Annotated in this window: 13 protein-coding genes; 7 read left to right on the forward strand and 6 right to left on the reverse strand. The window is 63.9% G+C overall.

What is annotated here, in order from left to right; genetic code table 11:
* Window positions 1-152 precede the first annotated feature (152 nt).
* The 5 genes from FDY95_RS10445 to FDY95_RS10465 all read right to left on the reverse strand — a co-directional run bounded on the left by FDY95_RS10445 (window position 153) and on the right by FDY95_RS10465 (window position 5,231).
* The gene (locus FDY95_RS10445) at window positions 153-665 is read right to left on the reverse strand and encodes a hypothetical protein (RefSeq protein WP_138077519.1); all 513 of its coding nucleotides are present in this window, start codon (window positions 663-665) and stop codon (window positions 153-155) included.
* A 164-nt stretch (window positions 666-829) separates the two neighbouring features.
* The gene (locus tag FDY95_RS10450; protein ID WP_138077521.1) at window positions 830-1,507 is read right to left on the reverse strand and encodes a cytochrome b/b6 domain-containing protein; all 678 of its coding nucleotides are present in this window, start codon (window positions 1,505-1,507) and stop codon (window positions 830-832) included.
* A gap of 233 nt (window positions 1,508-1,740) precedes the next feature.
* Window positions 1,741-2,976, reverse strand: a complete 1,236-nt coding sequence (locus FDY95_RS10455; protein ID WP_138077524.1) for a pyridoxal phosphate-dependent aminotransferase — start codon at window positions 2,974-2,976, stop codon at window positions 1,741-1,743.
* Window positions 2,977-3,022: 46 nt separating this feature from the next.
* Entirely contained in the window at window positions 3,023-3,616 is a 594-nt protein-coding gene (locus FDY95_RS10460) for a tetratricopeptide repeat protein (protein ID WP_138077526.1), read from the reverse strand.
* Between the two features lie 70 nt (window positions 3,617-3,686).
* On the reverse strand, window positions 3,687-5,231 hold the full coding sequence (locus tag FDY95_RS10465) for an aldehyde dehydrogenase family protein (RefSeq protein WP_138077528.1): 1,545 nt from the start codon (window positions 5,229-5,231) through the stop codon (window positions 3,687-3,689).
* A gap of 523 nt (window positions 5,232-5,754) precedes the next feature.
* Between FDY95_RS10465 and FDY95_RS10470 the strand changes: the two genes are divergently transcribed.
* The 5 genes from FDY95_RS10470 to FDY95_RS10490 all read left to right on the forward strand — a co-directional run bounded on the left by FDY95_RS10470 (window position 5,755) and on the right by FDY95_RS10490 (window position 15,691).
* Window positions 5,755-8,802 (forward strand): SusC/RagA family TonB-linked outer membrane protein, encoded by a 3,048-nt coding sequence (locus tag FDY95_RS10470; protein ID WP_138077530.1) that lies wholly within the window; start codon window positions 5,755-5,757, stop codon window positions 8,800-8,802.
* 23 nt (window positions 8,803-8,825) lie between these two features.
* Window positions 8,826-10,487 carry a RagB/SusD family nutrient uptake outer membrane protein gene (locus FDY95_RS10475; RefSeq protein WP_138077532.1) on the forward strand — a complete coding sequence of 554 codons (1,662 nt, stop codon included), beginning with the start codon at window positions 8,826-8,828 and terminating at the stop codon, window positions 10,485-10,487.
* Between the two features lie 61 nt (window positions 10,488-10,548).
* A complete protein-coding gene (locus FDY95_RS10480) occupies window positions 10,549-12,213 on the forward strand; it encodes a glycoside hydrolase family 28 protein (RefSeq protein WP_138077534.1) in 1,665 nt (554 codons plus the stop codon).
* Between the two features lie 229 nt (window positions 12,214-12,442).
* On the forward strand, window positions 12,443-14,386 hold the full coding sequence (locus FDY95_RS10485; RefSeq protein ID WP_171025633.1) for a glycoside hydrolase family 88 protein: 1,944 nt from the start codon (window positions 12,443-12,445) through the stop codon (window positions 14,384-14,386).
* 249 nt (window positions 14,387-14,635) lie between these two features.
* The gene (locus tag FDY95_RS10490; protein WP_138077536.1) at window positions 14,636-15,691 is read left to right on the forward strand and encodes a T9SS type A sorting domain-containing protein; all 1,056 of its coding nucleotides are present in this window, start codon (window positions 14,636-14,638) and stop codon (window positions 15,689-15,691) included.
* Between the two features lie 73 nt (window positions 15,692-15,764).
* Here FDY95_RS10490 and FDY95_RS10495 read toward each other — a convergent pair whose 3' ends face one another.
* Entirely contained in the window at window positions 15,765-16,787 is a 1,023-nt protein-coding gene (locus tag FDY95_RS10495; RefSeq protein WP_138077538.1) for a LacI family DNA-binding transcriptional regulator, read from the reverse strand.
* Between the two features lie 274 nt (window positions 16,788-17,061).
* On the opposite strand from FDY95_RS10495, the gene FDY95_RS10500 reads away from it, so the two are divergent.
* Both FDY95_RS10500 and kduI read left to right on the forward strand, forming a co-directional pair.
* Window positions 17,062-17,835 (forward strand): SDR family oxidoreductase, encoded by a 774-nt coding sequence (locus FDY95_RS10500; protein ID WP_138077540.1) that lies wholly within the window; start codon window positions 17,062-17,064, stop codon window positions 17,833-17,835.
* 70 nt (window positions 17,836-17,905) lie between these two features.
* Window positions 17,906-18,724 (forward strand): 5-dehydro-4-deoxy-D-glucuronate isomerase, encoded by an 819-nt coding sequence (gene kduI, locus FDY95_RS10505; protein WP_138077541.1) that lies wholly within the window; start codon window positions 17,906-17,908, stop codon window positions 18,722-18,724.
* Window positions 18,725-18,743 lie beyond the last annotated feature (19 nt).

Consider the following 18,743-nt stretch of genomic DNA (forward strand, 5'->3'; position numbering starts at 1 on the left):
GCAACCATAATAATGCCGAAGCGCAGCCCCGACTTGGGGGCTGCGCTTCTTTTTTGCTGTAGCAGCAGAGGGTTGGCGCTTGGACTATAGCGGCGGTGCGAGGTTCGAGGAAGGTCCTTCGCTAAGGCTCAGGATGACGGGTTGGGGTGAGCTTACCGCACCTCGTACGCACAGCGGAACGAGCCCTCAAAGACTAGTTTCTTGGCCGTTTTCGGCGCGCTGGTGGAGCAGGCCACGGCTCGGAACGTGCCCGTCAGAATCTGCCGCTTGGTATCCACGGCCGTCACGCGCACCTCGCCCTGGTTCACCCCGCAGGCCTGCGACTCGGCCACGTCGTTGCCCACCCGGTAAGTAGCTTCCGTCACGTGGGCGCTCAGGATTTCCTTGAAGCGGTACACCGCCGGCATGGGCTTGAACTCGTCGACCAGGATGGTCAGGCCCGGGTCGTCGGGGGCGTCGCGGCGGATCAGGTTTAGGGTAAGCACCTTGCCCGCGCCGGGCGACACCTCGATGCGCGAATACGCCGTGTCGACGGGTACGGCCGTGCCGTTCAGGCGCAGGGTGAGGCGGTGGGGCAGGGGCGCCTGCCGGGGCGGGTGGCTGGCGGCCGTCAGGGCCAGCAGGCCCAAAAAAGAAAGCGGGCGAAGCCGACGTAGTGCAAGCATGTGGATAACCGTGGGGAAAAGGGCGGGCCGATGCCGAAAATACGACGCCGGCCGCGAAGCCCTCAACGCAAAACCGTGCCACGGCCACATAAAAGCAACCGGCCCGGCGGCGGCGAAACGTCGGGTTTCGCGGCCACCGGGCCGGTAAGCGGGCTTGGGCAGTTCTACTTGCGGATTTCGCCGCCGTGAATCATGTCGGAGGTGATGTTTTTGTCCTTGTTCAGCTCGGCCCACACCACCCCGCCTAAGTGCGCCACGATGAAGGCGATGATGAGGTACATGTTCACGTTGTGGATTTCCTTCACCGTATGCTCGATTTTGTGCAGGGCTTCCACGTCGTCGGCATACACCAGGATGAGGCCGGTCACCACCATCACCGTCAGCATCAGGTAGAACAGCAGGTACGAGTACTTCACCAGCACCGAGTGCCGCAGCCGGAACGACTCGGCCGGCGCGTCCTGCTGGTGCTCCTTGGAGCGGCGCAGGCGGTGCGCGAAGCGCTGCAGCGTGGGCGCGGCCAGCTCGGCCACCAGACGCCAGCCCAGCAGCACGGCCAGCGTCACGCCCAGGTAGATGTGCCAGTCCCAGATGCGGTGGCTGACCAGGCCGCCAATGCCGCGCAGCTGCTCTTTGCTGGCCTCCACGCCCTGCTCGTGCAGGCGCTCCTGCACCTTGGGCAGCAGCCCGCGCATGTTGATGATGACCTTCAGGAACAGAATGGTGCTCAGCAGGCCCGCAATGACGGCGGCGTTGCCCCAGTGCCAGATGCGCAGGGCGCCGGAGTATTTCTTGGTGGCCGGGGCGTCGGCGGCGGCGGTTGGCGTAGCTTCAGGATGAGCCATGAATCAGGAGCGTAGTAAAGACGGAAGCGTGCAAGATAGGCGAGAGGGCTGTTTCCGCAACCAAGTTCAGCTCCAGCGCAGCTTAGCCGGTCATGTCGAGCGCAGCCGAGACATCTCGCTCGGGTACTAATCTTTTCGTTGAACAACTGATTTACTACTTGGCGTCAGCACGCGAGATGTCTCGACAAGCTCGACATGACGGCCATTTTCGGTAGCCAAGGATTCCTGCCAGTTTACGCCGACTGCGAAGTCTCCACTTCAGCTTCGGTGGGCTGGGGCACGCGGCCGGGGTAGGCGCGCAGTCCGGCGGCTAGGCAGTCCATGGCCGCGTTGATGGCCGGCTGGTTGATGACGTAGGCCAGGCGCACCTCGTTGTGGCCGGCGCCGGGTGTGGCGTAAAAGCCCGCCGCGGGCGAAATCATGGTGGTGCGGCCCTGGTAGCTGAATTCCTCCAGCAGCCACTGCGCAAACCGCTCGGCGCTGTCGACGGGCAGGCGGGCCATGATGTAGAAGGCGCCGCTGGGGGTAGGGCACTCCACGCCGGGCATGGCGCGCAGGCGCTGCAGCACCAGGTCGCGGCGGGCGCGGTACTCGGCCCGGGTGTGGTCGAAGTAGCTGGGTGGCAGCTCGGCGGCGGCTTCGGCAAACAGCTGCCCCAGGCCGGGCGGGCTCACCCGCAGCTGGGCGAACTTGAAGGCGGCCTGGTACAGCGCCTTGTTCTTGGTCACGAAAGCCCCGATGCGGGCTCCGCAGGCGCTGTAGCGCTTCGAGATGGTGTCGAGCACCACCACGTGCTCGGCCGCGCCGGGCAGCTGCAGCGGACTGACAAACTCGGCGTCGTAGCAAAACTCCCGGTAGGCCTCGTCGGAGAGCAGGTACAGGTCGTGCTGCTGGCAGAGCTGCAGCAGCTGCGCCAGCTCGTCGCGGCGGTACACGTAGCCGGTGGGGTTGTTGGGGTTGCAGATCAGAATGGCCCGGGTGCGCTCGGTTACGCGGGCTGCCAGCTCCTCGATGGGCGGCAGCCGGAAGCCTTCGTCGAGGTAGGAGGGCACGGGCACCACGCGCACGCCGGTAGCCTCGGCAAAGCCTAGGTAGGGGCCGTAGAACGGCTCGGGAATGATGACTTCGTCGCCGGGATTGAAGCAGCACATGAAGGCAAACAGCAGGGCCTCGGAGCCGCCGGTCGTCACCAGGATGTCATCGGCCACCACCGGCATGCCGATGCGCTGGTAGTAGCCGGCCAGCTTGTGGCGGTAGCTGGGGTAGCCGGCCGTGGGGCTGTACTCCAGCACCCGAATCTGGGCCTGCTGCACGGCCGCCAGCATGGTCGGCGGCGTCTCGATGTCGGGCTGGCCGATGTTGAGGTGCAGCACGTGCACGCCGCGGGCTTTGGCCGCGTCGGCGTAGGGCGTGAGCTTTCGATAAGGCGAGAAGGGCAGCGCCAGGCCGCGGTCAGAGAGTTGGGGCATGGTCCTAAATATAAGTGCCCCGTGGTTGTTGAGCCGCTATCAGTGTTCAGTTAGACGCTAGGTCCTGCCAGGTCGGGCGCCGCCGAGTACCCGCTACCACCGCCTGAATGAGCCGTTGCGCATTTAAGTTGATGGGGTCATTCGGGGCCAAGCGGATGGCTTCGCTGATAGCCGCTACAGCCGCGTCGTCGTTCTCGTTCAGCAGCAGGTTGATGCTGTGGTTACAGTATAGGCCGGCGTCGTCGGGCCTTGCCCGCAGAGCCATAGCGGAGTATTTCACGGCTTCGGCAGGCGCCCCGGCATCGACTGCTGCAATGGATGCTTCGCGCAGCACATCCGCTTGCCCGGGATAAATGCGTGCCGCCTGGGCAAAGTGCTTCAAGGCTTCTTGCTGTTCCCGCAGGGCTTGGTACACCTTGCCGATGCTCCACAGCGTGGGCCAATGGTCGGGTAGCAGGGCCAGGCACTGTTGAAGGTGCTGCAACGCCTTACGCGCCTTGCGACGAGCCCAAAAGCCCGGCTTAGGCTGCGGCCGGCCGGAGCCATCTTCCAAAATAATAACTGATTGGGCTAGTGCGGTGCCCGCTTCAAAATGCTGCTGAAACGCCGGAATCAGATGTTCGGGTAGCTCGTAGTGCATGGATTAAAACAAATCGGTCCGGCCAAGATACCTTGGCCGGACCGAAATTCGGAGCAACGAGAGCTTACTTCTAAATCTTCTCTGGCAGCAGCGTCGCCTCCTCGTAGTTGCCGAGCACCGGCTCCGAGGCGGGGCCCTGGGTCACGGCTTCCACCAGCAGCTTGCCGCCCACGAAGGCGCCCTTCCACGACTCGCCCAGGCCGCCGAACACTTCCTCCCGGTCGCCGCGCGAGCGGAGCTTGTTGATGCCCATTTTGAAGGCGCGCACTTCCTTGGCCGTGCGCTGGGCCCACTTCTCGTCGTCGGAGGCCAAGGCGCCTACCAGCGCGCCGTTCGAGATGTTCATTTCGCCCACCAGCTCCTCCACGCGGTCGACCAGCACGATGCTGTCGATGGGGCCGAAGGGCTCCTTGAAGTACAGCTCGCTCTGGCGCGGCAGGTTCACCAGGGCCCGCGGAGCACGGTAGGCCGACATATCCTGGCCGGGCAAAAACAGCGACTCGTCCAGCTTGCCCTCGTAGATGGGCGTGGCGCCGGTCTTCAGCGCGTCGGCGTAGAGGCGGTCGAGGTCCTCGGCCTGGCGGCGGTTGATGACGGGGCCGAAGGCGAGGTCGGCCAGCTTGTCGTCGGGGTTGTCGACCAGGGTTGGGTTGCCCACTTTCAGACTGCGGATGGCGTTCCAGTAGGTTTCGAGGAACTGCGGGAAGGCTGAACGCTGCACCACGAAGCGCACGTAGGCCGTGCAGCGCTGCTTGCCGTAGTCGTAGCCCTTCTTCAGCTGGTCGCCGAGCGCGTTCCAGTCGGAGAAATTCCAGATGCCGTAGGTGTTCACGCCCTCCATTTCCAGCATGTAGCGCTTGTGCACCGAGGCCAGCGCGTCGGCGATGTTGCGGCCGTTGTAGCGCCCGCCCACGAACGAGAGGCAGTCGATGGCCTGGTCTTTCACCAGCACGTCGCTCAGCTCGCCGCCCGAGCCGCTCACCAGCGTCACGGGCAGGCCGGCGCGGCGGGCTAGGGCGAAGGTCACGCTCAGCGAGATGAAGCCGCCGTCGGTGGGCGTTTTGGCCACGGCCGCGTTGCCGCAGAGCACCTGCACCAGCACCGCGTGCATCAGCACCGACATGGGGTAGTTCCAGGAGGCGATGTTGCTGACCACGCCCAGCGGCTCACGCTTGCCGAGCATGCTCTCGATGTTGTCCACGTACCACTGCACGCCGTCGATGCAGCGGTCGATGTCGGTGAAACCCAGCTTGTAGGTTTTGCCGATTTCCCACATCAGCAGCTTGCCCACCAGCTCCACGTGGGCGCGCAGCTGGTCGAGGCAGTCCTGCACGCGGCGCTTCCGCTCGTCCAGGTCCACGCGGGCCCAGTCGGCGGCTTCCTTGTGAGCGGCCTGCACGGCGCGCAGGGCGGTGGTGCGGTCGAGCATGGGCAGCGCGCCCAGGGTGCTGCCGTCGATGGGCGAAACGAAGTCCTGGGGCTTGCCGGGCTCCTGCCAGCGGCCTTCCATCAGGTTCAGGTACTTGCCGTCCTGGTCGAAGATTTCGGGGGTAACCTGCTTGACCTGGCGGATCAGCTCGACAAATTCAACCTGGGGGGAAACGATTTTAGCCATGGAATGAAGGATGGGGGGCGAAACGTAGCCGCCCGCAAAATGGGGAAATGCCGGCAACCAACGGCGCACGGCCGTACGCCGGGCCCGGCCCGGGCGTTGCCGGCTGTATAACCGCCAAACGGCAGCGGTGGCCCGAAGAACGCAGAAAAAAATGGCGTAGCGGCGGGCTTACCCGCAGGATTCTTCTGACAACGTTCCCGACAACGATTGCAGAAAAAGTAATATTCATCCGGGCCAGCCGCAGCCGGCTGGACAAGGCCGCCGCGCGGTTTTGGCGCAATGCCTCCGGTAGAAGTCCTATTACGCGGCCAGCTTCCAATAGTGAGGACTCACCCGGGGCGCCGCCGGTCCGGAAAAGTGGGCCGCTGGGAACGTTCCCGATAACGATTGCATAAAAAAAACGCGTTTGGCGCGGTCCGATGGCCCCTTTCCGGGCTGACCTTAAACGCACTGAAGCCGACTCCCACCCAGGTCGACCTCGTCCGCGAAGAGCCTCTTTCCCACCTCTTAATACATCCAGTACATGCGACAAGGTTTACTCCTGAGTGCCGCGCTGGCCGTCACCTCGGCCACGCTCGCCCAAGCCCAACAAACCCGGCCGATCAGCGGGCGGGTGCTCGATGCCACCTCCGGCGAAGGACTGCCCGGCGTGACGGTTATCGTCAAAGGCACCAGCATCGGCGCCAGCACCAACGGGCAGGGCGAATTCCAGCTCACCGCTCCCGCCGGCGACGTGCAGCTGGTGCTCAGCTACGTGGGCTACCTCACCGAAACGGTATCGGCCACGGGCACGGACAACGTGACCGTGCGCCTGCGCACCGACCAGAAAGCCCTGGACGAAGTCGTGGTTATCGGTTACGGGGCCGTGAAGCGCAGCGACGTGACCGGGGCCATCGTGTCGGTGAAGGAGGAGGATTTGAAGAAGGTGCCGACGGCCAACGTGATGGAGTCCCTGCAGGGCCGCCTGCCCGGCGTCGACATCACCCGCAGCAGCGGCTCGGCCTCCTCGGGTGTGAACGTGACGGTGCGCGGCAACCGCTCGCTGACGGCCAACAACGGCCCGCTGTTCATCGTCGACGGCATTCAGTACAACTCCATTCAGGACATTAACCCCAACGACATTCAGTCGATGGAGGTGCTCAAGGACGCGGCCTCGACGGCCGTGTACGGCTCCCGCGGGGCCAACGGCGTGATTATCGTGACCACGAAGAAGGGCGCGGCGGGCAAAACCACCGTCTCGTTCAACACCTACGTGGGCCAGACGGAGGTGCAGTACTACCCCTACGTGAACGACGGGCCGGCCTACGTGGCCCAGAAGCGCGAGGCCAACCGCCGCGACGCGCTGCGCCCCAACGGCCTCTGGAGCAGCGAAGCCGATGACTCCAAGATCTTCACGCCCCAGCAGCTGACGGCCATCCAGAACGGCACCTGGACGCGCTGGCCCGACGAGTTTCTGCGCAAGGGCAACCAGCAGGAGCACCAGATCGGGCTGGCCGGCGGCGGCGACAAAACCAAGTTTTACCTCTCGGCCAGCTACTACAAGGAGCAGGGCATCTTTCGGATGGACAACCTGAAGCGCTACGCCACGCGCTTCAACCTGGAGCAGGCCATTACCGACAAAATCAAGGTGGGCATGCAAAACCAGCTCACCTACTACAACCAAAACAACCGCCGCGACCCGCTCAACATTGCCAACAAGATTGACCCGCTCGGCGCCGCCCGCGACGAAACCGGCGAGGTCATCGTGTTTCCCAACAACGGCAAGGACATCAACCCCCTGGCCGACGAGCTGGCCAACAACTACCTGAACAACACCCGCACCATCCGCACCTTCCTGACGGGTTACGCCAGCTACCAGATTCTGCCCGCGCTGAGTTTGCGCTCCAACGTGGGCCTGACCCTGGGCAGCCTGCGGACGGGCACCTACTTTGGCTCCAACACCGTGGACCGCAACGGCAGCGTGCCGCTGGCCTCCTACGGCACCCAGATGGACACCAACTGGAGCTGGGAAAACATCCTGAACTTCACCAAGACCTTCGGGGACCACAGCCTCACGGCCACGGGCGTCACCTCGCTGCTGACATTCAAAACCGAGCAGGCCAAGGCCCAGGGCGCGAATCAGCTGCTGAGCTACCAGGGCTTCTCGGCTCTGGGCAACGCCAACCAGCAGGTGGTCATCAACAGCGGCTACGTGGCCAGCAACCTCGTGTCGTTCACCGGGCGCGTGCAGTACGGCTACAAGGGCCGCTACCTGCTCACCCTGACCGGCCGCGAAGACGGCTCCTCCAAGCTGCCCGGCAACCCCTGGGCCTTCTTCCCTTCGGCCGCCGTGGCCTGGCGCCTCATCGACGAAAACTTCGTGAAGGGCCTCCCGGTGCTCAGCGACCTGAAGCTGCGCGCCTCCTACGGCCTGGCCGGCAACTACGACATTGCCGCTTACTCCTCGCAGACGCCCTTGAGCAAGGTGCCCTTCAGCTACGGCGAAACCTCGGCCCCGGGCTACTACCTGGGCGCCCGCCTGGGCAACACCAACCTGCAGTGGGAAACCTCGCGCACGGCCAACGTGGGCCTGGATTTCGGGCTGATCCGCAACCGCCTCACCGGCAGCATCGACGTGTACAACACCCACGCCGAGAAGCTGCTCATCGACGCCTTCCTGCCGATGACCTCGGGCCAGAGCTTCAGCACCCGCAACGTGGGCGAGACGCGCAACCGCGGCATCGAAGTGGGCGTGAACGGGAGCATCATCGACAACGGCAAGCTGCGCTGGAACGTGGGCGTAAGCTGGTTTAAGAACCAGGAGGAAATTCTGGCCCTGAGCACCGGCGCCAACGACATCAACAACGGCTGGTTTATCGGCTCGCCCACGCGGGTGTTCTACGACTACGAGAAAATCGGCATCTGGCAGACCTCGGAGGCCGACGAGGCGCTGAAGTACGGGCAGAAGCCGGGGCAGATCAAGGTGAAGGACCAGAACGGCGACGGGAAGATTTCGGCCACCGATGACCGCGTCATCATCGGCTCGGCCTTGCCCAAGTGGAACGGCAGCCTGAGCAGCGACCTGAGCTACGCGGGCTTCGACCTCTCGTTCCAGTGGTTTGCCCGCATCGGCCAGACTATCAACTACGAGTACGACCAGATTTTCGACCCGCAGGGCATCGAAAACAGCTCGCGGCAGGACTACTGGACGCCCGAAAACCCCACCAACGCCTACCCGCGCCCCGACGCCTCGGTGTCGAAGAGCAGCATGCAGTACTTCAGCACCCTGGCCTACCGCAACGGCTCCTACGTGAAGCTGCGCGCTGCCACGCTGGGCTACAACCTGCCCACCACCTGGCTGGGCAAAATCGGCATCGGCACGGCCCGCCTCTACGTGCAGGGCAAAAACCTCTGGGTTATCAGCAAAATCAAGGACTACGACCCGGAGCGCGCCGCCGCCGCCGCGGCCTCCAATCCTGATTCGGGCGCCACCACCTCGACCACGGCACCCGCTGGGGCCCGCGTGGGCCTCGCGCCGCTGTCGAATCCGATTCCGCGCGTCGTCACGGTAGGCCTCAACCTCAGCTTCTAACCTTTCCCCAAGCCACTTAAGTCATGAAACGCACGACTACCAAACTGCTGCTGGGGACGGGCACGCTGCTGGCCCTGCTCGGCACCGCCACCAGCTGCGACAACCAGCTGGAAGAATTCAACCCCTCGGGCCTCACCGCCGAGGGCGTGTACACCACGCCCGCCGGCTTCGAAACCCTCGTCAACGCCGCCTACTCGTACAACCGCTGGTGGTACGGCAAGGAAGACGGCTTCAGCGCCTCGGAACTGGGCACCGACCTCTGGCTGCGCGGCGCCGGCGACGTGAACCCCGAGCTGACCGAGTACACCACCAGCCTGCAGTCCTCGTCGCGGGCACTGGAGGTGCTCTGGGGCAAGCTCTACGCCGCCGTGAACGTGTGCAACACCGGCCTGGAATACCTCGATAAGTCGGGCCTGTCGGACGCGCAGAAGAAGGTGCGCGGCGCCGAGCTGCGCATGCTGCGAGCCTTCTACTACTGGCACATCGTGGAAACCTGGGGCGGGGTGCACTTCACCACCGAAGCCACCAAAACGGTGCAGACCACGGCCAACCGCACGCCCGAGGCCGCTTTCTACCAGCAGATCATTGCCGACCTCGACTACGCGGTGGCCAACCTGCCCAATACCACCACCGACTACGGCCGCGCAACCAAGCCCGCCGCCGAGGCCTTTCTGGCCAAGATTCACCTGACCCGCGGCAACTACCAGCAGGCGGCCACGCTCTGCCAGCGCGTCATCAGCAGCTACGGCTTTCAGCTGCAGCCGCGCTTCGCGGATCTGTGGTCGATGAGCAACCTGGAAAACAAGGAAATCATCTGGGCCGTCAATTATTCCAAGGACCTGAGCCTGAACGACCGCGTCGACGCCACGCTGTACCCCGACGGGCACCCGCGCGGCGGCAACAACGGCCACCTGCTCTGGATGATGAAGTACGACGACCAGCCCGGCATGACCCGCGACATTGCCAACGGCCGCCCCTTCAACCGCTACATGCCCTCGCTGTTCCTGCTCAACCTCTTCGACGAGAGCAAGGACGCGCGCTACCTCGCCACGTTCAAGACCGCGTGGTTTGCCAACACCGCCGTGGCCGGCCGCCTGGCCGTGGGCGACACGGCCGTGTTTGCCACCAAGCGCGAAATTCCCGACGCGGTGGAAGCCACCAAGAAGTACCGCACCTGGGACCTGGGCAAGGTGTACCGCGCCAACGGCACCGTCAGCGGCGACCGGCTGCACTACGTCTGCCTGCGTAAGTTTGACGACCCGACCCGCCCCACCGTGGCCGAAGAGCAGAGTGCCCGCGACGCGTATTTGATTCGCCTCGCCGATGTGTACCTGCTGAACGCCGAGGCCCAACTGCGGCTGGGCAACGCCAGCGCGGCCGTGCCGCTCATCAACGCGGTGCGGCGCCGGGCGGCCATTCCGGGCAAGGAAACCCAGATGGAAATAACCGCCGCCGACGTGACCCTGGACTTCATCCTCGACGAGCGGGCCCGGGAGCTGGCCGGCGAGCAGCACCGCTGGTTCGACCTCAAGCGCGTGGGCAAGCTCCTCGACCGGGTGCGCACCTACAACCCCGAGGCCGGGCCCAATATCCAAGATTACCACGTGGTGCGGCCCATTCCGCAGCGCCAGCTGGACGCCATTCTCAACAAAGACGAGTTCAAGCAGAACCAAGGCTACCGCTAAATTCCTTTGTCCTCTGTCCGGCCGCTGGTCGGGCAGAGGTTTTTTCCTTTTTCCACCTTTGATGAAAGCACTTCTTTCCCTGCTTCCCCTGGCCCTGAGCGGCGCGCTGCTCACCGCCCCGGAAGCGGCCGCGCAGACCCCCAACCTGCCCGCGGTCAAAACCACTTCGTTCCGCGCCGACACGCTCTCCATTCTCAAGTATGGCGCCGTGGCCGATGGCCAGACGCTCAACACCGAAGCCTTCCGCAAAGCCATCGACGCCTGCTCGCAGGCCGGCGGCGGCGTGGTGCTGGTGCCCCGCGGCCTGTGGCTCACCGGTCCCATCGTGCTGAAAAACAACGTGAACCTGCACCTCGCGAAAGGTGCCCTGGTGCAGTTTTCGGCCAACCGCAACGACTATCCGCTGATCAAAACCAACTGGGAAGGCCTCGACGCGGTGCGCAACCTCTCGCCGCTCTACGGCACCGACCTGGAAAACATCGGCATTACCGGCCAGGGTACTTTCGACGGGGCCGGCGACGCCTGGCGCCCCGTCAAGAAAAGCAAGCTCAACGAGACGCAGTGGGACAAGCTGGTTTCTTCGGGCGGCGCGCTCAATGCCAAAAAGGACACCTGGTACCCTTCGGAACAGTCGTTGAAAGCCTCCACGGCCGACAAGCCCGGCGTGCTGACGGCCACCAAAACCGACATCAAGGACTTCGCCGACGTGAAGGACTTTCTGCGGCCCAACATGCTCAGCCTCACGCGCTGCAAGCGGGTGCTGCTCGAAGGCTTCACCATCCAGAACTCCCCGGCCTGGACCATTCACCCGCTGCTCTGCGACGATATCATCATCCGCGGGGTGACGGCTAAAAACCCCTGGTACGGCCAGAATACCGACGCGCTGGACCTCGAATCGTGCCGCAACGGCATCGTGGAGGACTGCGTGTTCGACGTGGGCGACGACGGCATCTGCATCAAATCGGGCCGCGACGAGCAGGGCCGCAAGCGCGGCGTGCCGACGGAAAACTTCCTGTTTCGCAACGATAAAGTGTACCATGCCCACGGCGGCTTCGTCATCGGCTCCGAAATGTCGGGCGGGGCGCGCAACCTATACGTGCAGAACTGCACCTTCATGGGCACCGACGTGGGCCTGCGCTTCAAGACGGCCCGCGGCCGCGGCGGGGTGGTCGAAAACATCTTCGTCGACGGCGTGGACATGACCGACATTGCCGGCCAGGCCATCCTGTTCGATATGTATTACGCCGCCAAGGACCCAGTGCCGCTGAAAGGCGAATCGACGGCGCCGCCTGAAATGAAGGCCGAGCCACTGGGCGAAGGCACCCCGCAGTTCCGCTCGTTTTTCATCAAGAACGTGACCTGCAAGGGCGCCGAAACCGCCATTCTCGTGCGCGGCCTGCCCGAAATGGCCATCAAGGACATCAGCATCGAAAACGCGGTGCTGGAGTCGGATAAGGGCATGGTGTGCCAGGAAGCGGAGAACATCCGCCTCAAAAACGTGACCATCCTCAGCAAGGAAACCAAGCCGGTGCTCGAAATCCAGAACGCCCGCGACATCACGCTCGACAACATCCGCTACGCCAACGGGGCCGAGGTGCTCATGCGCGTGAGCGGCGACCGGACCAAGAACGTGAAGGTGTCGAACACCAACACCAAAAACGCCAAGAAAGACGTGGAAATGGGCGCCAACGCCCCCAAGAAAGCCGTGTCGATTTCGAAAAGCTAGCACGAAACTCCCCTCCTTGTTGAAGGAGGGGACGCTTTGGCGCCAGCCAAAGCTGGGGTGGTTCGGTCGTTGCTGATGTTGAACGGCATCGTTGGCATGTCATACTGAGCGACTGGATTACTATCCAACATCAGCAACGACCCAACCACCCCAGTGTCAGCTAAAGCTGCCACGTCCCCTCCTTCAACAAGGAGGGGAGTTTCGTTATTTTCCAGCTTCCTCCACCTACATGAAGAACCGTTTTCGTTTTCTCCCGCTGCTGAGCTTGCTGGCCCTGAGCCCGGCCGCCGAAGCCCAGCAGACGCCCGCCGCCAAGCCGGCCATGTCGCAGCGCATGGCCGACGCGTTTATGGGCTGGTACCCCGACTCCATCGTCATCGGCAACCGCAAAACCGCCCGCTGGGACTACGAGCAGGGCCTGATGCTCAAGGCCCTGGAGCGGGTGTGGCAGCGCACCGGCGACCCGAAATACTACACGTACATCCAGAAGGACCTCGACCAGTTCGTCAAGGACGACGGCTCCATCCGGACTTACAAGCTGGAGGACTACAACCTCGACAACCTCACCACCGGCCACGCTGTGCTGCTGATGAGCCAGATTTCGTTGGGCAGCTCGGCCGCCCAGCAGAAATACGTGAAAGCCGCCCAGCTTTTGCGCAAGCAGCTCGACGGGCAGCCGCGCACCCAGGCCGGCGGCTTCTGGCACAAAAAGGTGTACCCGAACCAGATGTGGCTCGACGGCCTCTACATGGCCGAGCCCTTCTACGCCGAGTACAGCAAGGTCTTCAACCAGCCCCAGGGCTTCGACGACGTGGCCAAGCAGTTCGCGCTGATTGAGAAGAACCTCGTCGACCCCAAAACCGGGCTGCTCTACCACGGCTACGACGAGAGCAAGGAGCAAAAGTGGGCCAACAAAACCACCGGCCAGTCGCCCAACTTCTGGGACCGGGGCATGGGCTGGTACGCCATGGCCCTGGTCGACGTGCTCGACTACTTCCCCCAGAACCACCCGCAGCGCCAGCAGCTCATCAAGGACGTGCAGCGCCTCGCGCCGGTGCTGGTGAAGTACCAGGATGCCAAGACCGGTACCTGGTCGTTGGTCGTGGATCAGGCCAGCCGCAAGGGCAACTACGCCGAGGCCTCGGGCAGCAGCATGTTCGTGTACTTCCTGCAGAAGGGCGTGCGCATGGGCTACCTCGACAAGAAGTACGCCGACGCGGCTAAAAAAGGCTACGACGGCCTGCTGAAGACCTTCGTGGCCGAAGAAAGCGGGGCGTTGGCCCTGAACGGCACCGTGAGCGTGGGCGGCCTGGGCGGCAACCCGTACCGGGACGGCAGCTTTGAGTACTACCTCTCCGAGCCGCTGCGCAAAAACGATTTGAAGGGCGTCGGCCCGTTCATCCTGGCCAGCCTGGAGATGGAAACGGCGGCTGACCAGGCCGTGGGCAAGGGCAAAACCGTGGCCGTCGACAACTACTTCAACCACGAGCTGCGCAAGAACCCCATCACCGGCCAAGAAGAAACCTGGCACTACACCTGGGACGACCGTACCCACGGCGGCTTCTACTTCTGGGGCACGCAGTGGCGCGACCTAGGCGCTACCACCAGCTACGTCACCACCGCGCCCACGGCCGCCTCGCTCAAGAACGTGGGCGTGTACATCATCGTCGACCCCGATACCCGCAAGGAAACGCCTAAGCCCAACTACGTGCAGCCCGCCGACGTGAAGGCCGTGACGGACTGGGTGAAGGCCGGCGGCGTGCTGGTATTGATGGCCAACGACACCTCCAACTGCGAAATTCCGCGCTTCAACAAGCTGGCCGAAGCCTTCGGCATGCACTTCGACGCGGTGAACCTGAACATGGTGAAAGGCAGCCAGTTTGAGCAGGGGCTGGTGGAGCTACCGGCCGGCAACGCCGTCTTCAAAACCGCCCGCGCCGCCTACATCAAGGAGCTGGCCCCGCTCACCCTGAGCGGCCCGGCCAAGCCCCTCATCAGCAAGAGCCAGTACGTCATCATGGCCACCGCCAAGGTGGGCAAGGGCACCGTCTTCGCCGTGGGTGACCCGTGGCTGTACACCGAGTACGTCGACGGCCGCAAGATTCCGGCGCAGTTCCAGAATTTCGCCGCCGCCAAAGACTTGGCCATCTGGCTGCTGCAGCAAGCGAAATAGCCCGCAAACCCGGGCCTGCGAAGCCGCTGGGGCCGGAGCCTAACTGATTGGAAACCGGTGGGCTCCGACCCCAGTTGGTAAGTACTTACTGCCTCGGCAGAAAGCCGAACAGTACAATTGGTAACGTTCCCGATAACGTTTGCGGCGAATTATTTGCCAGATTTCAATGCTAATTTCCGCGTTGCTGTGCAATTTGGGGCCTGTTACCAGCATGGCTAACCCCCACTCCAAACCATTCCCCGTTTCCTTATGAAAACACTCGTACTCTCGCAACTTGCGCGCAAAGCCGGCCTCGCCTGCGCCGCCGTATTGGCCGCTGGCCTGAGCACCGAAGCCCTGGCCCAGACGACCACCCCGGTATACAAGTTCTGGCCCCTGCGCGTCAGCGGTTCCGACAGCGCCAACGTGCGCTCGGCCAACGTGACGGCCAGCACCCCCACCTTCAAGCGGTTGGTGCTGTCAAACAACCAGCCGGTTGTGGATGGCTCCAACACCCGGCCCGCCGTGCCGCAATATTCCAGCCGCTACGGCATGGCCATAGCGCCAACGGCCGAGGGCGGGGGATGGGGCACTAGTGCCGGCGGCCCCGGGGGCACCGTCAACCGCAAATACTACACGCAGTTCACGGTAACGGCTGCGGCTGGCGCCACCGCCCGTATCGACTCGGTTATTGCCACGAGCCAGTTTATCCTTACGGCTAGCCAGACGTACCTAGCGGTGGCATACTCCAAATCGGGCTTCGTGAGCGACTCGGCCGTGGTGACCGGTGGCATTGGCCCCGGCGGCTCGGCGGTGGGCGGTGGCTTCCCCGCCACGCAGACGCTACCGGCCGACGGTCCGGCCCCGATTTCGCTGTCGCAGGTCAATGCCGGCTCGAATAACATCAACCAGAACCGCTACCGCTTGGCCCTGAACGGCACCAACGGGGTAATTCTGACCGGCGGCCAGACCCTGACCCTGCGCTTCTACTTCAGCTGCAGTTCCACGGGCTTGGCTCGCTACGCCGTGCTGAAAGATGTGCTGGTGAAGAGTCTGCAGACGGTAACCAGCAACAAGGCGGCGAAAGTGACCGAACTGGCTATGTTCCCGAACCCGGCGCAAAACCAGCTCCAGATCAACCACGCTCCCGCTCGCGAAGGCCGCATCAACGTGTACTCCACGACGGGTCAGAAAGTAGCGTCGTTCACGGCTCAGCCCAACGCGCCGCAGACGACGGTGCCCGTAGCGGACCTGGCCAGCGGCATCTACATGGTAGAATACACCGCCGGCAACACCCGCGCCGTGTCGCGCCTGGTGAAGCAGTAAGGACGCTTAAGCCTCAAACGCAAAACGCGCCGGCAGAGTAGATCTGCCGGCGCGTTTTGCGTTTGAGGCCGGGCTATTCTTCCGTCCGGCGCGTCGATTCGCGCACGGAGAGGTGGGAAGGCACCACGATGGTGGATGGCGGGGCGGCTTTTTGCTTCCGCTCGATCAGTTCGATGAGGCGCTCAGCGGCAATCTGGCCGATTTCCTGGGCGGGCTGCACCACCGTGCTCAGCGAGGGGGAGAGCAGGTCGGCCACGTTCAGGTTGGTGAAGCCGATGAGCGACACATCCTGCGGAATGGCAATCTTGCGGCGCTGCAAAGCGGCCAGCGCGCCTAGCGCCAGGCGGTCGGAGGCGGTAAAGAAGGCATCGGGCGGGGGCGACTGGGCCAGCAGCTCGTCGACCATCGTGGTGGCTTCGTCGGGGCCGAAGGTGCCGTAGCGCACCAGGCTTTCGTCGTATTCGAGGCCGTACTGCTCCAGGGCGGCGCGGTAGCCGGCCAGGCGCTCCTGGGTGATGCTGATCCACGGCGGAATGGTCAGGTGGGCAATGCGCTTGCGGCCAGCCTTGATCAGGTGCTCGGTGGCGGCGAAAGACCCAGCGAAGTTGTCGGCCACCACCTTGGTCGTGTTCAGCTCCGTCGACACGCGGTCGAACTGCACGATGGGCATGTTCCGGTCGAGCAGCTCGCGCAGGTGCTCCACGTCCGAGGTTTCGCTGCTGAGCGAGATGAGCAGCCCGTCGACCTTGCGCGAGAGGGCCTGCTGCACGTTGGCCACTTCCCGCTCGTACGACTCGTGCGTCTGGAAAATGATGACGTGGTAGCCGCGGTTGTAGGCAATAGCCTCAATGCCGTTGATGGCCTGCGAGAAGAAGTAGTTGGCAATCTGGGGCACGATGACGGCAATGGCCCGGGAGCTGCTGCCCTTCAGGCTCAGCGCAATGGGGTTGGGCCGGTAGTTGAGGCGCTCGGCGTACTCCAGCACCAGCCGTTTCGTCTCGGGATTGATTTCATAGCTGCCGCGCAGGGCCCGCGACACCGTGGAGGTCGACAGGTTCAGGGCGCGGGCAATGTCTTTGATGGTGACGGTATCCAAGGGCGGGTGGGCTAGTGAAAGTGCAATTAATCGCGCCGCGTAGTTAAGGCTTTTTTTCGGCTCCGAAACAGGAGAGTGCAGCAGAGCCGGAAGGCCGAACTTCCGCGAAGGGAACAACTGCGCGAATTGGCAACGTTCCCGATAACGATTGCGCAAATAAAGTCAGAAGCCGGTTTCGTTTTGTCTCAGAAGCTATGAAAATTAACAAACCAGCTCCGGCGAAACCGCTTCGCCACCCGCTGTTTCATCCTCGAAAAGTTATTAACGACTCCGCATGGCCCACGCTCCCGAATGGTTTGATCTGACCGGCAAAACGGCCCTGGTAACGGGCTGCAACAAGGGCATCGGGCAGGGCATGGCCCTGGGCCTGGCCGCCGCCGGGGCGGACATCATCGGCGTGTCGGCCACCATGCCGCTCAGCGGCGGGCAGACGCAGCAGCAGGTAGAGGCCCTGGGCCGCAAGTTCACCGCCTACCAGTGCGACTTCGGCCAGCGCGCCGCCGTCGACGCCTTCGCGGCCCAGGTCATGGCCGATTTTCCGCGCATCGACATCCTGGTCAACAACGCCGGCACCATCAAGCGCGCCCCGGCCGCCGAGCACTCCGACGAGCTGTGGGACGAAGTGCTGCGCATCAACCTCGACGCCCCGTTCCGCCTGGCCCGCGCCATCGGCGGGCGGATGCTCGGGCAGGGCAGCGGCAAAATCATCTTCACCGCCTCGCTCTTGACTTTCCAGGGCGGCATCAACGTGCCCGGCTACGCGGCCAGCAAGGGTGCCATCGGCAGCATCGTGAAGGCGCTGGCCAACGAGTGGGCCGGCCGCGGTGTGAACGTCAACGCCATTGCCCCGGGTTACATCGCCACCGACAACACCGAGGCCCTGCGCAACGACCCGGACCGTTCCAGCAGCATCCTGGGCCGCATTCCGGCCGGCCGCTGGGGCACCCCCGACGACTTCAAGGGCCCGACGGTGTTCCTCGCCTCCGCGGCCAGCGACTACGTGCACGGCACCATCCTCACCGTCGACGGCGGCTGGATGGGCCGTTAGTGCTCGGTTCCGGCGCTGCCACCCCCATCTTTGCGCCGGTTTTTATCCCTCACCACCCACTGCCATTTTGATGGAACAACGCTTCGCCGTCAGCCCCCGCGAAACTGCTCAAATGAACACCGCCGAGCGGCGGGACCATTTCCTGATCGAAACCCTGTTCGTGCCCGGCGACATCACGCTGGTCTACACCCACTACGACCGGATGATCGTGGGCGGGGTGCAGCCCCAGGGCCAGCCCATCAGCCTGCCCAACCCCGGCGAGCTGAAGGCCAACTTCTTCCTGGAGCGCCGCGAGTTGGGCATTCTGAACATCGGCGGCGCGGGCCAGGTGACGGTGGACGGCACCACCTACGAGCTGGGCAACCAGGATTGCCTCTACGTGGGCCGTGGCTCGAAAGACGTGCAGTTCGGCGGCGAGGGCGCCAAGTACTACGTGCTGTCGGCTCCCGCGCACAAGGAGTACCCGACCACCCGCCGCACGCAGGCCGAGGCCACGCCGGTGGAGATGGGCGCGCTCGAAACGGCCAATCAGCGCACCATCTACAAGTACATCTACAACGAGGGCATTGCCAGCTGCCAGCTGGTAATGGGCCTGACGCAGCTCAAGGCCGGCTCGGTGTGGAACACCATGCCCAGCCACACCCACACGCGCCGCATGGAGGCCTACCTCTACTTCAACCTGCCCGAGAACCAGCGCGTGCTGCACCTGATGGGCGAGCCGAGCGAAACGCGCCCGCTGTGGGTGTCCAACGAGCAGGCCATCCTCTCGCCGCCCTGGTCCATCCACACCGGCTGCGGCACCAGCGCCTACGCCTTTATCTGGGGCATGGCCGGCGAAAACCTCGAATACACGGATATGGACGCGGTCGGCATCTACGACCTGCGCTAGTTCTCTCACCAGCTTTCGA

The organism is Hymenobacter jeollabukensis (genome assembly GCF_005771675.1).
GTDB lineage: Bacteria > Bacteroidota > Bacteroidia > Cytophagales > Hymenobacteraceae > Solirubrum > Solirubrum jeollabukense.